We start from the raw sequence: 16964 nt of genomic DNA, 5'->3' as shown, positions 1-16964 counted from the left end.
AACCACATCAGCATCTCTCTGCGCCCCTTTTCGGAAAAGTCCGGGCGCATGTCAACGCACCGTTTTGTTCAATTCCAATCGATTTAGAAAGGCTCCGGCGCACAATTCGCCGACCTCTGCCAGATTTCTCGGGAAACCTTGGCCAAACAACGGCATTGCGCAAGCGTCGTCTTCGTGGAATGACGATAGCATCCTCCCCGGAAGCCAGCGAACAGACCATTTCCCATCAATGACCCGATCCACAGTTTTCGCGCCTTTCGACATTGTCGAAGGTGACCGCAAGCGAGGCATCGTGCTCCTGTGCGACCATGCCCGCCGCGACCTGCCCGACGACTATGGCAGCCTCGGCCTGCCAGCGGCGGAGTTCGACCGCCACATCGCCTATGACATCGGCGTCGAGGCGGTGACGCGCGAACTGGCCGCTCTGCTTGGCGTACCGGCGGTGCTTGCCAATTTTTCGCGACTGCTGATCGATCCCAATCGCGGCGAGGACGATCCGACGCTTATTCGCCAGCTCTATGACGGCACTGTCGTGCCGGGAAATTACCCCATCGCTCCCGAAGAGCGCGAAAGGCGGCTCGATGGCTTCTACCGGCCCTATCACGATGCCGTCGGCGCCATGATTGCCTCGGTCGCGCAGGCCTCTGCGCAGGCGCCCTTCATCTTCTCGGTGCATTCCTTCACGCCTGCCATGCAAGGGATCCTGCGTCCCTGGCATGTCGGTATCCTGTGGGACCTCGATGACCGGGTCGCGGCCGCTGATAGACATGCTGGCCGAGGACAAAGACCTCGTCGTCGGCGATAACGAGCCCTATGACGGCGCACTGCGCGGCGACACCATGTACAAGCACGCCATCGTCAACGGTTTTGCCCATGCATTGATCGAGATCCGCCAGGATCTGATAGCAGACCAGAAGGGCGCTCTGGCATGGGCCGAACGGCTGGCGCCGATCGTTGACGCGATCGACCGCCGTCCCGATATACATGTGGTCAAGCAATTCGGCTCCCGCACCGGGCCGCAATGACGGAGGCTGTGACTATGACCGAACTCAGCGACGAGCAGCGACGCGATTTTGAGGCCGCCGCCTTTCGCCGCCTGGTCGAACATCTGCGCGAACGCAGCGACGTGCAGAACATCGACCTGATGAACCTTGCCGGCTTCTGCCGCAACTGCCTGTCGAACTGGTACCGCGAGGCGGCCAATGCCGAGGGCATCGACCTCAGCAAGGACCAGTCGCGCGAGATCGTCTACGGCATGCCTTACGCACAATGGCAGGCACTCAACCAAATCGAGGCCTCCGACGCCAAGAAAGCCGAATTCGAGGCAAGGCGTCCCAAGGACCACTAAGCCCGTTTGGCCCAAACGCTTTCGAAATAGAGCGCTTGACTAGAAATTGAATCGATCTAATTTGCGGCGCGAAGCCATTTTCTGACCGGATTCGCCTTATGAACGCGTCAACAGCCATGCAGACTGCCATTCGCGGACGATGGGCCGTCGCGGCCATTTTCCTTGCCAACGGCTTCCTGACCGGCAGCTGGGCGCCTCAGATTCCGGTGTTCCTGACCCGGCTCGACATCTCGAAATTCACGCTCGGGCTGTTGATCCTGCTGTTCGGCGCCGGCGCCGTCGCCGCCATGACCTGGTGCGGTCATTTGATCTCCAGACATGGTTCGCGCACCGTGCTGCGCTGGTTCGGCCTTTGCGGCAGCCTCGGCCTGCTGGTCGTGGCGCTGGCGCCCAATGTGCCGCTGGCAGCCATCGCTATGTTCATCTTCGGCGGCTCGATCGGCGGCATGGACGTCGCCATGAACGCCAATGCCGTGGTGGTCGAACGGCGGCTTTCCCGCGCCATCATGTCGTCGTCGCATGGCTTTTGGAGCCTCGGCGGGTTCGCCGGCGGCGGTCTAGGCGGCTTCGCCATCCAGACCTACGGCCATCTCGCCCACGCGGCGGTGGTGACTGTGCTCGCCTTCGCGGTGATCGCGGTGGCGGTTGGCTATCTGATCGGCGAGAACAGGCCGCAGGCGGCCGGGCATCACAAATTCACGCTGCCGGCCAACCCGCTGGTCTACCTCGTCGGCCTGATGGCGCTGCTGACGATGGTTTCCGAAGGTGCGGTGCTTGACTGGGCGGCGCTTTATCTCAGGCAGGAACTCGGTGCCGACCTTGCCATCGCCGGTCTCGCCTACGCCGCCTTTTCCGGTGTCATGGCGATCATGCGGTTCTTCGGCGACGGCGTACGCAACCGCTTCGGCGCGGTGGCGACGTTGCGCGGCTCGGCGGTTGTCGCGGCCGCCGGCATGCTGATCGCCGGGCTGTCGCCCTCGCCCTGGCTAGCGATCGCCGCCTTTGCCTTGTGTGGCTTCGGCATCGCCAACATGGTGCCGATCATCTTTTCTGCCGGCGGCAACCAGGAAGGCATGTCGTCGGGCACCGGCATGAGCGTCGTCACCACAATGGGCTATTCCGGTATCTTGGTGGCGCCGTCTGCGATTGGCTTCGTTGCCGAGCATTCGAGCTTCGGCCCGATCTTCGTGGCCATGTCGGGGCTGCTGATCGTCGTGCTGTCGATGGCCGGGCTTGCTCACCGCGCCGAATTCGCTGCCGCGCCGGCCGAATAACGCTTCAGTTCCTCGTACAGGAAATCCGCCACGCGGCGGATGCGCACACTGGTGCGCACGTCGCGATGCATGGCCAGCCATACCGGCAGGATAGGCAGTGGCAGCCCAGGCAGCAATTTCTCCACCGATGGATCACGGTCGACCAGCGGCTGCTGGCCGAGACCGATGCCGTTTCCCGCTCGCACCGCCTCCCAAAAGATGATCTGATTGTCGGCCCTGAAGCGGAAACTGCTCCGCGTAACAGGGATGCCATACTGGGTGAAGCCCCTGATGATCTCGTCGCTGCGGTCGAAGCCGACCAGATCGTGATCGACAAGGCCGGATGGCTCCAACGGGCGGCCACGACGGTCGAGATAGGATTTTGCCGCGCAGGCGCAGAGCGGAATATCGCAGACCTTGCGTGCCACCAGTTCATTCTGCGCCGGCTTGACCATGCGGATAGCGATGTCGGCATCGTGGCGCAGCAGGTTCTCGACCTGATTGGAGGCGACGATCTCGACCTCGATACCCGGCTCCTCGATCCCTAGCCGCGCCGTCATCTCCGGCAGCACATAGGCGGCGACAACTTCGCTGGCTGCTATGCGCACCGTGCCTTCGATTGCCTCGACCGATCCCAGCGCCAGCAGTGAAAAGGCGCTTGCCTGCTCGCTGACCGCCTTGCCGCGTTCGAACAGCGTGCTGCCGGCTTCGGTCAGTTCATAGCCGCGCCGCCCACGCCGGAACAGCGTGACACCCAGCGCCTGTTCGAGTTCGCCGATGTGACGGCCGAGTGTCGGCTGGCTGGCCGAGAGCTTTCGCGCGGCAGCCGACAGGCTGCCGGTTTCCGCCACGGTGACGAAGCTCTTGATCAGGTTCCAGTCGATTTCAGCCATTCATTTATGAATATCAGAGCGCCAATCATTGTCAATTTCAATTCACTTGCGAAGCGATCATGTTCAGGCTGCAAACACAAACACGGAGACCAGAAATGACCAAGATCGCAATTCTCGGTGCCAATGGCCGGCTCGGCCGCGTCGTCGCCAAAGCTTTCATCGACGCCGGCTTCGACGTCCGCACCGTCACCCGTACCGGCAAGGTGCCGGCCGAACTCAAGGGCGCTACGGCGGTTGCCGGCGATGCGCTGGACCGTCAATCGCTGGTCCGCGCTACGGCAGGTGTCGATATCGTCTTCAACGGCCTCAACCCGATTTACACCGACTGGGGCAAGTGCCTGCCGATGGCCGAGAACGTCATGGCCGCTTGCCATGCAAATGACACGCTGCACCTCTTCCCCGGCACCGTCTACAATTACGGCTCGCCGATGCCGGCGGTGATCACGGAAGACACGCCGTTCCACCCGACGACAGAGAAGGGCCGCATCCGCTGCGCCATGGAGGATTTGTTCCGCCGTGAAGCCGAAGCGGGCCGCGTCCGCACCATCATTCTACGCGCCGGCGATTTTTTCGGCGGCAGCGGTAGCGGCTCCTGGTTCGATCTGGTCGTCGCCGCCAAGATAAGCAAGGGCATCTATACCGCGCCCGGCCCTGCCGATCTGGTGCATGAGTGGGCCTATCTGCCGGACTTTGCCGTAGGCTTCGTTGCGTTGGCTCGCAATCTCGACAAGCTCGGCTTCTATGAGGCGCTGAATTTCCCGGGCCATGCGGTCACCGAACTGGAGATCAAGGCCGCCGCCGAGAAGGCCGTTGGCCGCCCGCTCAAGATGACCTCGATGGCCTGGTGGGTGCTGCGTGCCGGCAGCCCGTTCGTGGCAATGTGGCGCGAGATCGTTTCGATGTCCTATCTGCGCTTCGAGCCGCACCAACTGGCTTCGGCAAGGCTGGAAGGCATCATCGGTGCGATTCCCCATACACCGCTCGACCAGGCGGTCACCGAGGCTCTCGAGGATATCGGCATCGCCACCGTGAATGGCACCGCGAAAGCCGCCTGACAGGCCCGGCGGGTCACAGCCTGCCCATCCAATCTCTTGCACCGAGAAGTCTCTCAACACACTGAAAACTCGTCAGACCCGCCCCATCAACACCAGCACCAGGAGCACCACCAGCACCACGCCAAGAATGCCGGACGGTCCATAACCCCAGGAGCGCGAATGCGGCCAGGCCGGCACGGCGCCAATGAGCACGAGAATCAGGACGATGATGATAATGGTGGTGATCGGCATGGGAAACTCCCTGCACAACATTGCTCCGGTGACAACGCTTTGCGTTGCACCCGAGACAACGCTTCACGTCGCTCCTGGAGACAACGCTTCGCATTGCTCTTGGGAGAACAATGCAAAGGCCGCCCGGTTGTTCCGAGCGGCCTTTGCGTCAGAGAAACGCAGACAGGTGGTCTATTCGGCGGCTTTTGGAAAGGCGATCTCTGGCTCCGCTCCGACATCCTGCCCCGGCGCATCGGTCGACGAGATCTCGCCCTTGCCGCGCCGGAACAGCCGGCTGAACCAGCCACGCCGCGCGCCCGGCTTGACCTTGGCGCGGGTGAACACCATCAGCATCGACGGCGTCACCACCAGCGTCAGCACCGTGGCGAAGGACAGGCCGAAGACGATCGCGGACGACAGCGAAATCCACCATTGCGTCGACGGCGCGTTGATCGTCGTCTCGTGATGGAAGATTTCGAGGCCCAGGCCGAAGGCGATCGGCAGCACGCCGAGAATGGCCGACACCGCCGTCAGCACCACGGGGCGGGCGCGTTCGCGGCAAGTCTGCAGCACCGCCTCGACCTTGTCCCAGCCCTCTTCGCGCAGCCGATCATAGGTATCGATCAGCACGATGTTGTTGTTCACCACCACGCCGGCCAGCGCGATGACGCCGATGCCCGACATGACGATGCCGAACGTCTCGCCTGTTATCAGCAGGCCGAGGAACACGCCGATCGTCGCCATAACCACGCAGGACAGCACCAGCCAGACGCTGGTGAACTTGTTGAACTGCGCCAAAAGCACCAGGAAGATCAGGAAGATCGCCGCTCCGAAGGCCTTGCTGAGGAAGGCGCTGGCTTCGGCGCTGTCCTCGTTCGAGCCAGCCAGCTTCCAGCGGATGCCGCTGCCCAGATCCATATCGGAGACGGCCTTGGTGACCTGCTCCTGCACGGCCGCGACCTGGGCGCCGGCGGCGACGTTAGCCTGGACGACCACCGTACGGGCGCCGTCGATGCGGTTGAGGATGCCTACCGTCGGCTCGGGCTTGCGTAAGACGAAGTTCGAGATCGGCACCGAGCCTTGCGAGGTCTGCACCCGCAATTCGTCGAGCGTCGACAGCGTGCGGCGATCTTCCGGCAGACGAAGCCGGATGTCGACGGCGTCATCGGCGCCGGCCGGACGGTATTCCGAGAGCTTCAACCCGTTGGTCACCAGTTGCACCACTGTGCCGACCGAGGTCGGGCTGATGCCGTACTGCGCCGCCTTGGCGCGGTCGACATCGAGCGCCCAGTCGACGCCGGGCGGCGGCAGGCCATCGGAAATGTCGATGACGCCAGGCACCTTGCCGATACGCGCAGCGACCGCACGGGCCTTGTCGTCGAGCCCCTCGGGGTCGACGGCCGAAAGCCTGATCTGGATCGGCTTGCCAGTCGGCGGACCAGCCTCCGGCACGCGCACCTCGACATCGACGCCGGGAATGCCGGCCATGACGCCGCGCAGATCATCCAGGATGTGGTTCGCCGACTTGCGCTCGCGCCAGTCGATGAATTCGTACTGGATGACGCCGACGACGTCTTCGGGAATGTCCTGGCCGCCGCCTTGCGTCTTGCCGACGCGGGTGTAGACCGACTTCACGCCCGGCCAGCCGAGCAGCCTGTCTTCCGCAATCTTGGTCGCCGTATCCATTTCGGCCAGGGAGAGATTGCCGCGCGCATGCACGTAAAGCAAGCCATAATCGGGCTCGACATTCGGGAAGAACTCGACGCCGGCGCCGTATTTCGAATAGGCAAAACCGACGCCGAACAGCAGCGCGACGGTCAGCAGCAGCACGGTGATCGGGAAACGCACCGCCTGCTTGACGATCGCCATGTACCAACCATCGCGATTGTCATCCTCGTGATGCGGCGGCGCCTTGGCGAAGATCGCCCCCAGCGTCGGTGCGAACACCAGCGCGTAGAGCATCGAGGCCGACAGCGTGACGATCAGTGTGATCGGCATATACTTCATGAAGTCGCCGATGATGCCCGGCCAGAACAGCAACGGCGAGAAGGCGGCGATGCGCGTCATCGTCGCGGCAATGACCGGACCGGCCATGCGCTTGGCGGCAAGCGCGAAGGCTTCCTCCTTGGGCATGCCTTCGCTCATTCGTCGTTCGGCGAACTCGGTGACGATGATGGCGTCGTCGACCAGCATGCCGACGGCCAGAATGAGGCTGAACAGCACGATCATGTTGATCGTGTAGCCCATCATCGCAAGCAGCAGGATACCGATCAGGAAGGACGACGGGATGGCCAGGCCGATGAGCAGCGAGGCACGACCGGACAGTGCATAGAGAATGACGATGAACACCAGGATGACGGCGATCATGACGTGGTTCTGCAGGTCGCCCAGCAGCTGGTTGACAAAGACCGACTTGTCCTGTGTGTAGGTGACGTTCATGCCCTCAGGCATGGACTTGACGAAATCGTCGGACACCGTCCGCACCTTGGCGATGGTGTCGATCAGGTTGGAGCCGATGCGCTTCTTGACTTCGATGGCGATGGCCGGCTTGCCGTTGAGACGGGTCACCGTCTCGGCATCCTTGAAGGTCGAGCGGATCGTCGCGATGTCCTTGGCCTGCACCACGGCATTGGGGCCGGCGACCACCGGCAGCGCCGCCACATCCTCCGGCGTCTCGATCAGTGAGGGCACCTTGACGGCGTACTTGCCTTCCGAGCCCTCGATGTTGCCGGCGGCAACCAGACTGTTGAAGTTGCCGACCGCACCGATCATCTGATCGAGCTGCAGCCCGTAGGAAGACAGTTTCATCGGATCGATGACGACTTCGACAAGGTCGTCGCGCGCACCTTGCAGCGAGCCTTCGAGAACACCGGGCACCTCTTCGATCCGGTCGCGCAGTTCGCGTGCTGCGGCCGTAAGCACGCGTTCGGGCAATTCGCCCGACAGCGTGACCACGAGCACCGGAAACTCGGAAATATTGACTTCGTTGACCGTCGGTTCCTCGGCCGCCTGCGGCAGGTCAGCCTTGGCGTCCTGCACCTTGCTGCGCGTATCCTGCAGCGCGGTGGCGAGATTGGTCTGCGGCTGGAACTCGACCAGCACGTAGCCGCCGCCCTGGAAGGCGGCCGAACGCATTTCCTTGAGCCCCTTCAAGCTTTTCAGCTTGCTTTCCATCGGCCGCAACAGCAGCCGTTCCGAATCCTCAGGCGAAATGCCCTGATAGATCAGGCTGATATACATCATCGGAATCGGAACATCGGGCTCTGCTTCCTTTGGCGTCGACTGGTAGGCGACCGCGCCGGCAAGGATGAGGAAGACCAGGACCGAGATGGTCAGGCGGGCATTGTTGATTGCGAGTCTGACGATATCCATGGCTAACGCCTGTTCTTGAATTTCAGGAGCTGCGTCGCAGCCGATTGTCCCCGCCCAAGGCTGGTCCGTAGGATCTGTGCTACTGCGTGCCTGCAGTCGCTTCGCCGAGCAGCTTCTTGATGGTCGCCTGGTCGGCCTCGACCGGATTGACCAGGTCGCCTTCCTTCACCAGTTCCTGGCCGGCGACGATGATACGCGCGTCGGCCGGGATGCCGCCAAGCACGAGGCCGGTCGGCGTGTCGTCGACGAGGTCGATCGGGAAAAACGCCACCTTGTTATCCTTGCCGACGGCACGGATGCCGAGGTCGCCCTTGTCGCCGAGCGTCACCACCGAGCGCGGCAGCAGAACCGCGTCGGTCGGTTGCGCGTTGAGCGCGATTTCCGCCGTCATGCCGGCTGGCACGGATCCATCGCCATTGGGGATCGCCACCTCGACGCGGAAGGTGCGCGTCGCCGACGATGCGTCGCGGCTGATGTAGCGCACGGTGCCTTCGACCGTCTGGCCGCTGACCAGCCGTACATTGGCCTTGTCGCCCAGCTTGAGGTAGCCAAGGTCGCGCTCACTGACTTCGCCGCGGGCAATCACCGGGTCAAGCTTGAGGATGGTTGCCACCTCGCCGCCCTGCATGATGGAACTGCCAAGTTCCACCGGCACCCTGTCGATAACGCCGTCAAACGGCGCCTTGACCTCGTTGCGGTCAAGCTCGGCCTGCGCGGTATCCAGCTGCGATTGCGCCAGGGTCAGATTGGAGCGCGCGGTGTCGAGCTGCAGCTTCGGCAAATTGCCTGACTTCATCAGCCGCAGCGATGCTTCCAACTCGGCCTGACGCTGCACAACCAATTGCCTGGCGTTGTCGACCATCGAGATCTTTTCTTCCGCCGCAAGCATCATCACCAGATCGCCGGTCTTGACGTGTTGGCCTTGCTTGACCGGCAGCTTGTCGATGACACCGGCGACGCGAGTCGCCAGCACCGCCCGCTTGTCGGCTTCGGTCAGCCCGGAAATGCGGATGGCGCGTGCATATGTCTTGCGCGGCGGCGTCACCACCGCGACGGCGCGCAGTGGTGCCTTCGGCTCGGCTTCCGCCGTCTTGGGCTTGTTGGCGTCCGGCGCCTTGGCCTGCTCGACTTCGGCTGCCTTGGCTTTGTTGGCGGCTACGCTGCCGACCGACGAAAACTCGCCTGTCGCCATCCAGGCCGCGAAACCAATGAGCACAACAATGGCTGCAAGCTTGTGAAACCTGATTCTCGGCATCGTCGTTTTTTCCACTGCGGGTTCGGCCAGCGTCCTCATAACGCGGGCGCGTCGCCGATATGGGTGCGCGCCAAGCCGTGTTCAATTTGCCGTGATCGGCGAAGCGCGCTTCTACATCAAAGTTGCACCGCAATATAGTCCGAAAGTTGCAAGATCATTGCGCCACCGGACAAGATGCGCCCGCCGCCGCCCAGTTTTCGATAGCTTGATAGGTTGCTTCGGCAGAGCCCGGAGCCGGCTCACGATCCGACCCCGGCGCCCAGCCCCAGGCGACCAATTTGTCGTCGCGAACATGCAGCGCTATATCCTTCAAGCTGCGGTTGCCATTGCGCAGGGGATCCTTGATCTGGGCGCAGATTTCGGCCGAGGATTTGCCGAACCAGGCCATCTCGGCTGGTGCCAGATGCCAGCTCTCGGCCCCGGGCGGCCCATGCAGTGCATTGGAATTGCTGGAGAAATGGCAAGTCGTGCAGCGCAGGCCCGGATTGCCGAAGCCCGATCCATCAGCACCGCGCTGGACATTGAAGGCGTGAACGCGGGTGCCGCCATAATGCGCGCCGGACCAGCGCGGCCGGTCGTCCGCGACATGACAGTCGGCGCAGCGTGGATGCGAGAACACCGCATAGACCTTGCCCCATTCGGACAGGCCTTTTGCTGCGTCGACCGTCGCTGGCGCCGGCGTCTGGCTCTCTTGCGCGATTGCGAACGGCATCGCGAGGACGAGCATGGCAGCAGGCGTCAGCATGATGAGGAACCTTTTCATGCGAAGGCCACCTCCTTGGACAAAGGGAGCGTCCGGATGCGCTTGCCGGTCAACGCGAAGATGGCGTTGGCCAAGGCTGGTGCTGCCGGCGGTGTGCCGACCTCGCCGACGCCGCCCATCTTGTGGAAGTTTTCCAGGACGGCGACTTCGAAGACCGGGCACTGGAAGATCCGCATGGCATCGAAGTCGTGAAAGTTCGACTGTTCGACCACGCCGTCGGCGAAGGTGATCTCCTGGCCCATCGCTGCCGACAGTCCATAGATGGCGGCGGAGATCAGCTGCGCCTCGATGATGCCGGGATCGAGCGCGGTGCCGACATCGGCGGCGATCCACACCTTCTCGATACGGATGCCGGCCGGCGTATCCGCCACCTGGACGATCTCGCCGACCCAACTGCCGAAGGACAGCGTGAACGCCATGCCCTTGGCCTTGCCGGCGGGCAGCGCCTCACCCCATTTCGCCATCGCGGCGACTTTCTCCACCACCTTCACCGCCGAGGGATAGGCGGCCATCAGTGTCTTGCGCATCTCGACCGGGTCGACTTTCCCGGCGGCGGCGATCTCGTCCATGAACCCCTCATGGAAGAAGCCGTTGACCGAACTGCCGACCGAGCGCCAGGAACCGACAGGGATGGAGACCGGCGCCGCGACACCGCTGACCCGATAGTTCGGGATGGTGTAGGGCTGGTCATAGGCACCATCGACGATGGTCTTGTCGGGACCGAGCGGCGATATCGAGGGAAACAGCCGGCGCAGCATGCCGGCAATCACCGATGGCGAGGCCATCTTCATATCGACGGCGACCGGCATACCATCGTCGCCGAGCCGTGCCTGGAACTTACCGATTGCTGCCGGCCGGTAGGCATCGTGGCGCATATCTTCTTCGCGCGTCCAGGTCACCTTGATCGGACGCCCGCCTGTCTCCTTCGCCATCAGCGCGGCGCATAGCGCGTAATCCACCTCGACGCGCCGGCCGAAACCACCACCCATGAAGGTGGTGTGCACGGTGATCCTGTCCTGCTCGATGCCGACCGCGTTGGCGCAGAGCTGCCGCACCAGGGTCGGCGCCTGGTTGCCGCACCAGATGTCGAGCGCGCCATCCCTAAGCTGCGCCGTCGCGTTCATCGGCTCCATCGTCGCGTGCGCCAGATAGGGCACGGTATAATCGGCCTCGACGATCCTTTCGCGCGGCGCATCGGCAAAGGCGCTGTCGACATCGCCATTGTCGCGCATCACCGAACCCTTGGTGCCAAGCGCCTGCTTCAGCACATCGGATATGGCGGCGCTGCTGAGCGGATATTCGGGATCGGACCACTGGGCGTCGATCACCTCGGCAGCCTTGAACGCCGCCCATGTGTTTTCGGCGATGATGCCGAAGCCATGGCCGTAATTCGTCTCGAGCGGCACGATCTTGATCACGCCGGGCATTTTCTCGGCCCTCGATAGGTCCGCCTTGACCGGCCTCGACCAGAAGCGTGGGCTCATCTTGACCGTGCCGTAGAGCATATCCGGCAGCCGGACATCGATGCCGAAGATCGGCGCCCCGGTGACCTTGGCCAGCATGTCGATGCGCTTCTGCGGCTTTCCCAGCAGTTTCCAGTCGGCTCGATCCTTGAGCCTGACTTCGGCCGGCAGTACCATCGCGGCAGCGGCCGCGGCGACCGCGCCATAGGTCAGCGACTTGCCAGACGCCTTGTGCAGGATCGAACCGTCCGCCGTTTCCAGATCGGTCGCGGCGACACCCAGTTTTTGCGCCGCCGCCGCGATCAGCATCTGCCGGGCAGCAGCACCCGCTTGCCGCATCTTGTCAAAACCGTCGCGTGTCGAAGCCGAACCGCCCGTGCCCTGCAGGGCAAGGAATTTGCCGACCACGCCGAGACCTGAGCGCACCGCCTGCGCGGTCATGCTCTCGTCGAAGAACGCGAACGGGCCGCCCTCTTCAAGGATCGCGGCGTTGTAATAGGCGTAGGAGGCTGGGCCGTGCTCGACCTTGACCCGATCGAGGCCGACATCGAGTTCTTCTGCGACCATGACGGCCAGCGTCGTCGAAATGCCTTGTCCCATCTCGGCGCGCGGCGCGACGATGGTGATGGTGTTGTCGGCGCCGATTTTCACATAGGGGTTGAACGTCGCCTCGCCCTCGCCGAGATCGGCCTCGAGCGGGTTCGGAAAGGGCTTGCGATAATAGTAGTAGCCGACGGCAACGCCGCCCGCGACAGCGGCAGCGCCAATCAGGAACGTGCGGCGGGCGATCTTTCCGACACTGGCCATGGTCAGAGCCCCGCCGTCTTGAGCGCCGCGGCCTTCTTGATGGCCGAGCGAATCCTGGGATAGGTGCCGCAGCGGCAGAGATTGCCGCCCATGGCATTGTCGATGTCGGCGTCGCTCGGGTCGGCGACCTCGTCGAGCAGCGCCACCGCGCTCATGATCTGGCCGGCCTGGCAGTAGCCGCATTGCGCGACCTGTTCCTCCAACCATGCCTGCTGCACCGGATGCAGTCTGCCCGCCGTGCCGATGCCTTCGATGGTGGTGACGGCGCCGCTGACCTGGCCGACCGGAAGCGAGCAGGAACGCACCGGCTGACCGTCGACATGAACCGTGCAGGCGCCGCAGGCGGCAATGCCGCAGCCGAACTTCGGTCCGGTCTTGCCAATGAGATCGCGCAGCGCCCACAGCAGCGGCATGTCCGGATCGGCGTCGATATCGAATGACTGTCCGTCGACGGTGAGGCGCATGGGGATACCCTTTGTTTTCCACTGCCCGAAGGCAAAGCGCCCTCTTGGTCGCTTCGCCCTGATACAGATTGACAAATTACGTCATTTTGTCAATAAGGATTTTGCAGGATAGAATTGCTCCATGAATCAGATCGAAGACATCGCCGCAGCCGACCCCAAACGCGTCCGCATCCTGGATGGGGCGATGAAGGTTTTTTTGGCCTACGGTTTCTCCCGCACCACCATGGACGACATCGCCCGCGCCGCCGACATGTCGCGGCCGGCGCTCTATCTCCTGTTCAAGAACAAGACCGACATTTTCCGCGCCATCGCCATGATGATCCTGTCGCGCTCGGTCGAGGCGGCCAAGGTGGCTCTTGCCGGCGACGGCGCTTTCGTCGAGCGCATGATGCGAGCCATCGACGAGGCCTTCATCTCGATGATAAGCGCGGTCGTTACCTCGCCGCACGGCGCCGAACTGCTGGACATGAAATCGAGCCTTGGCGATCTGGTCGGATGCTGGCGCGGCGGGCTTGGCGAACATATCGCCGCCGCGATCGAGGGCGAGGCAGCCAGGAATGGCGTCGATCTGGCGGCCAGGGGCCTGTCGACACAACTGCTTGCCGACATGCTGCTCGACGGGCTGGAAGGCATGAAGGCGCGGATCAGCGACCCGGAGGGGCAGCGACAGGCAGCCGCCGCCCTGATCAGGGTGATCGACCTCACCCTGAAAGCATGATCGCGGCCCAATCGATGAACATCGATTGGGCGTTTAAGCGCGACGGCGAACCACCTCGGGATTCTTGCGCACAGCGAGGAATTCCTTGACCCGCCGGCCAGGTGCGGGGCCGCGCACCGGCTTGAAACCGTCATCGAGTTCGCCCGACAGATCGAGCGTCGGGTGCTTGCCGACGGCGTCGTAATTCTCTTCCAGCCAGTCGGTCGCGGCGGTGCGGCCCAGATCGCGCAGATAGGTCAGAAACGCCCATTCGGCATTGACCTTCGATGATGCCGACAGGTCCTTGAACGCTTCGTCGGCATCGATGCGGTGCATGCGGATGTCGCGGTATTCGCCATGCGGCAGACGGCCGGCAGCGATCAACTCCTTGACGAAGGCGATCGAACGGAATTCGCGCAGCAGCCCCGCATTGAAGGTGATCTCGTCGATGCGATTCTGGATCTCGTTGGCGCTCCTTGGCGTTCCTTCCCGAACCACGGGATTGATCTGCACCAGAAGCACGTCCTCGGTCGCGGCCGTCTTGAAGAACGGATAAAGCGCCGGATTGCCGCCATAGCCGCCGTCCCAATAGGGCACGCCCTTGATCTCGACGGCGCGGAACAGTTGCGGCAAGCAGGCCGACGCCATCACCGTGTCGAGGTCGATCTCGCCGTCGGAAAAGACGCGCAACTGTCCGGTTTCGACATTGGTCGCCGAGATGAACAGCTCCATCGACTTGCAGGCACGGACATTGGCGAAATCGATCTCCTGCTCGACAACGTCGCGCAGCGGGTTGAGGCCGAGCGGGTTGGCGACATAGGGCGAAAATACCCGTGACATGGTGTCGAAGAAGACATAGCCGGGCGTGTTCTCGATCGACCAGTTGCCCCAGGCGACATCCCACGGCATGCGCTGCACCGGGCTGAACCGGCCCTTAGCCGCCACCGCGCGCCAGAAATCGTCGAGTTTTTGCCGCGCGCCGTCGACGCCGCCGCGGACGAAGCCATCGGCCAGCGCCACCGCGTTCATGGCGCCGGCACTGGTGCCGGACACTGCCGATATCTCCAGCCTGCCGTCCTCCAGCAGCCGGTCGAGCACACCCCAGGAAAAGGCGCCGTGCGAGCCGCCGCCCTGAAGTGCGATGTTGATCTTCTTCGTCTCCTCCGCCTTGCCGTTTTTGGTCATGGCGTCGTCCTTGATCTGTCCCGTTTGGTAGATGAGAAAATTTTGGACCTCACGCGGCGGTCCAGCCGCCGTCGACCGAGAGATGCGTGCCGTTGACCTGCGCCGCCGCGTCCGAACACAGGAACACCGCCGCTGCCGCGATCTGCTCGACCGTGACGAATTCCTTGGTCGGCTGCTTGTCCAGCATGACCTCGCGGATGACGGTCTCGCGGTCCATCTCGTGGGCTTTCATCTGGTCGGGAATCTGCGCCTCGACCAGCGGCGTCAGCACATAGCCCGGGCAGATGGCGTTGCAGGTGATCTTGTCACGCGCCAGTTCGAGCGCGACGGTCTTGGTCAGCCCCATGATGCCGTGCTTGGCCGAGACATAGGCCGACTTGAACGGCGACGCGACGAGGCCGTGCGCCGAGGCGATGTTGACGATCCGGCCGCCGCCGGCCTTTTTCATCAGCGGAATGGCGGCTGCGATGGTGTGGAATGCCGAAGACAGGTTGATCGCGACAATCGCGTCCCATTTCTCGATTGGAAAGTCTTCCACCGGCGCGACATGCTGGATGCCGGCATTGTTGATCAGAATATCAACCGATCCGAACGTTTCTGCCGCCTTAGAGACCAGCGCCCGGCATTCAGCCGGTTTCGACATGTCGGCCTTGATGTAGGCACTCTTCACGCCGTGCTCTCTGGCGATCGCATCGGCGATGGCGTGGTCGGCTTCCGTGTCGGAGAAAGAATTGACGACGACGCTGTGGCCTTCGGCCGCCAACGCCTGGGCGATGGCCAGGCCAATGCCCGATGTGGAGCCGGTGACGACAGCGGTTTTTCTGGTGGCCAAGGGCGGAATCCTCTGGTTGCGGCAAAAGCAGGTCTATGTTGCAGTGCAGCATATATGCTCAATGCGACGCAATAACAGCGGCCGGACTTGTGCGGTGAGATGAAATTTTCGTCATGAGCGGCCGCAGCCGCTCCCAGGAAGGACGTAGACTGGATCGCCCCGTCCTTCCCCGCAAAGCCCCGTCCTTCCCCGCAAAGCAAAGAAAGCTTCAGGCAACCAGGTCCGGCACCGGCCCGACATAGCGCGACTGCGGCCGGATCATCCGACCGGTCGTCTGCTGCTCGCGCGCATGCGCGATCCAGCCGGCGACACGCCCGGCGGCAAAGACATTGCTGAACGCGTGGCTGGGAAAGCCCGCCGCTTCCAACAGCAGCGCGGTGTAGAACTCGACATTGGTCTGCAGCGAGCGCGACGGCTTGGCGACCCGCAGCACATCGAGCGCCGCTTGTTCCACTGTCTCCGCGAAAGCCAGCCGGCGGCCGGTTTCGCCTTCGCCGCCGAGTTGCCGCACCACCGCTTTCAGCACATCGGCGCGCGGATCGCGCACGCGGTAAATGCGATGCCCAAAGCCCATGATGCGCTCGCCGTGCGCGACCTCGTCGTGCAGCCAGTCGGCCGCATCGCCATGCGCTTGGATTGCATCCAGCATCTCGATGACAGGGCCGGGGGCGCCGCCGTGCAGCGGCCCCTTGAGCGCGCCGAGCCCGGCCAATACGGACGATGTCAGGCCGGCCTGCGTCGACGCGACCACGCGGGTCGCAAAGGTCGATGCATTGAGACCGTGATCGCAGACCGTCACCAGATAGGTGTCGAGCGCTTTTGCGAGCGCCGGTGACGCAGTTGCGCCGCTTAGCATCCGCAACATGTCGGCGGCATGATCGGCCCGGCTGTCCGGCGCGATCGGCTCCTCGCCGCGCTGCAGGCGAAGCAGGGCCGGCGTCAGCACCGCTGGTGCCGCGATCAACAGCAAGGCGCCCGCCAGCGTGTCGTCGTCCGGCAGCAGCGCCATGCCGGCGCGCATGGCGCTGTAGACATGGAGCGATACCAGCAAGGGCAGCGAGGGCGAAAGCCGCTCGAACACGTCAGCACGCGCCTGGCCGAGAGCCCGCGTCAGTTCCGCATCATCGGGAAGGTCGTCGAAAAAGCCATCGAGCAGCAGCCGAACCACCTGGGCATAGCTCCAGCGGCCGGCTAGTTCCGGCAGAGAATGGCCCCGGATCGTCAGACGGCCGCCCAAGCCATCCACGTCGGAGAGCACAGTTTCCGCCGCAACCACATCGTCGAGCCCATTCGCCATAGCTTGTCTCCTTGAAGCGTTTGCGGATTGGAGATAAGGCTGGGCAACATGTCCATCAATCTTGATCAAT

The 16964-nt window shown here is 63.3% G+C and carries 14 protein-coding genes and 1 pseudogene; 5 read left to right on the top strand and 10 right to left on the bottom strand.

Annotated features, from left to right (window positions below; translation table 11 throughout):
- Positions 1 to 229 precede the first annotated feature (229 nt).
- The 3 genes and pseudogenes from NKI38_RS00765 to NKI38_RS00755 all read left to right on the top strand — a co-directional run bounded on the left by NKI38_RS00765 (position 230) and on the right by NKI38_RS00755 (position 2622).
- Positions 230 to 1025 (top strand): annotated as a pseudogene (locus NKI38_RS00765) (N-formylglutamate amidohydrolase).
- A 14-nt stretch (positions 1026 to 1039) separates the two neighbouring features.
- Positions 1040 to 1348, top strand: coding sequence for a DUF1244 domain-containing protein (locus NKI38_RS00760; RefSeq protein WP_352653977.1), 309 nt, complete (start codon positions 1040 to 1042; stop codon positions 1346 to 1348).
- Positions 1349 to 1446: 98 nt separating this feature from the next.
- Positions 1447 to 2622 carry an MFS transporter gene (locus NKI38_RS00755; RefSeq protein WP_352653975.1) on the top strand — a complete coding sequence of 392 codons (1176 nt, stop codon included), beginning with the start codon at positions 1447 to 1449 and terminating at the stop codon, positions 2620 to 2622.
- Here the strand turns inward: NKI38_RS00755 and NKI38_RS00750 are convergent.
- Positions 2586 to 3494, bottom strand: a complete 909-nt coding sequence (locus NKI38_RS00750) for a LysR family transcriptional regulator (RefSeq protein WP_352653973.1) — start codon at positions 3492 to 3494, stop codon at positions 2586 to 2588. The two genes, NKI38_RS00755 and NKI38_RS00750, sit on opposite strands and share 37 nt — an antisense overlap.
- Before the next feature lie 95 nt (positions 3495 to 3589).
- On the opposite strand from NKI38_RS00750, the gene NKI38_RS00745 reads away from it, so the two are divergent.
- Complete coding sequence (locus tag NKI38_RS00745) at positions 3590 to 4549, top strand: NAD-dependent epimerase/dehydratase family protein (protein ID WP_352653971.1); 960 nt, start codon at positions 3590 to 3592, stop codon at positions 4547 to 4549.
- 72 nt (positions 4550 to 4621) lie between these two features.
- Here NKI38_RS00745 and NKI38_RS00740 read toward each other — a convergent pair whose 3' ends face one another.
- The 6 genes from NKI38_RS00740 to NKI38_RS00715 form a co-directional block, all read right to left on the bottom strand.
- The gene (locus tag NKI38_RS00740; RefSeq protein WP_352653969.1) at positions 4622 to 4780 is read right to left on the bottom strand and encodes a DUF3309 family protein; all 159 of its coding nucleotides are present in this window, start codon (positions 4778 to 4780) and stop codon (positions 4622 to 4624) included.
- Positions 4781 to 4951: 171 nt separating this feature from the next.
- Positions 4952 to 8131 (bottom strand): efflux RND transporter permease subunit, encoded by a 3180-nt coding sequence (locus tag NKI38_RS00735; RefSeq protein WP_352653967.1) that lies wholly within the window; start codon positions 8129 to 8131, stop codon positions 4952 to 4954.
- Between the two features lie 79 nt (positions 8132 to 8210).
- The gene (locus NKI38_RS00730) at positions 8211 to 9386 is read right to left on the bottom strand and encodes an efflux RND transporter periplasmic adaptor subunit (RefSeq protein ID WP_352653965.1); all 1176 of its coding nucleotides are present in this window, start codon (positions 9384 to 9386) and stop codon (positions 8211 to 8213) included.
- A gap of 154 nt (positions 9387 to 9540) precedes the next feature.
- Positions 9541 to 10149 (bottom strand): hypothetical protein, encoded by a 609-nt coding sequence (locus tag NKI38_RS00725; protein WP_352653964.1) that lies wholly within the window; start codon positions 10147 to 10149, stop codon positions 9541 to 9543.
- Complete coding sequence (locus NKI38_RS00720; protein WP_352653962.1) at positions 10146 to 12419, bottom strand: xanthine dehydrogenase family protein molybdopterin-binding subunit; 2274 nt, start codon at positions 12417 to 12419, stop codon at positions 10146 to 10148. Before NKI38_RS00720 ends, NKI38_RS00725 begins: the two co-directional genes overlap by 4 nt.
- Before the next feature lie 2 nt (positions 12420 to 12421).
- Positions 12422 to 12883, bottom strand: a complete 462-nt coding sequence (locus tag NKI38_RS00715) for a (2Fe-2S)-binding protein (protein WP_136618385.1) — start codon at positions 12881 to 12883, stop codon at positions 12422 to 12424.
- Between the two features lie 121 nt (positions 12884 to 13004).
- Here NKI38_RS00715 and NKI38_RS00710 point away from each other — a divergent pair, with 121 nt between their 5' ends.
- A complete protein-coding gene (locus tag NKI38_RS00710; protein ID WP_352653960.1) occupies positions 13005 to 13601 on the top strand; it encodes a helix-turn-helix domain-containing protein in 597 nt (198 codons plus the stop codon).
- A 33-nt stretch (positions 13602 to 13634) separates the two neighbouring features.
- On the opposite strand, the gene NKI38_RS00705 is transcribed toward NKI38_RS00710, so the two are convergent.
- The 3 genes from NKI38_RS00705 to NKI38_RS00695 all read right to left on the bottom strand — a co-directional run bounded on the left by NKI38_RS00705 (position 13635) and on the right by NKI38_RS00695 (position 16894).
- Positions 13635 to 14765, bottom strand: a complete 1131-nt coding sequence (locus tag NKI38_RS00705; protein WP_352653958.1) for a patatin-like phospholipase family protein — start codon at positions 14763 to 14765, stop codon at positions 13635 to 13637.
- A 49-nt stretch (positions 14766 to 14814) separates the two neighbouring features.
- Positions 14815 to 15597 carry a 3-hydroxybutyrate dehydrogenase gene (locus tag NKI38_RS00700; protein ID WP_502899224.1) on the bottom strand — a complete coding sequence of 261 codons (783 nt, stop codon included), beginning with the start codon at positions 15595 to 15597 and terminating at the stop codon, positions 14815 to 14817.
- A 208-nt stretch (positions 15598 to 15805) separates the two neighbouring features.
- Positions 15806 to 16894: a citrate synthase/methylcitrate synthase gene (locus NKI38_RS00695; RefSeq protein WP_352653957.1), complete on the bottom strand. Its 1089-nt coding sequence runs from the start codon at positions 16892 to 16894 to the stop codon at positions 15806 to 15808.
- Positions 16895 to 16964 lie beyond the last annotated feature (70 nt).

The sequence above is a fragment of the Mesorhizobium sp. M0621 genome (assembly GCF_040320745.1).
In the GTDB taxonomy this organism is placed as follows: Bacteria; Pseudomonadota; Alphaproteobacteria; order Rhizobiales; family Rhizobiaceae; genus Mesorhizobium.
The sequence above is the reverse complement of the archived record's forward strand: the minus strand, read 5'-3'. Positions and strand labels throughout refer to the sequence as shown.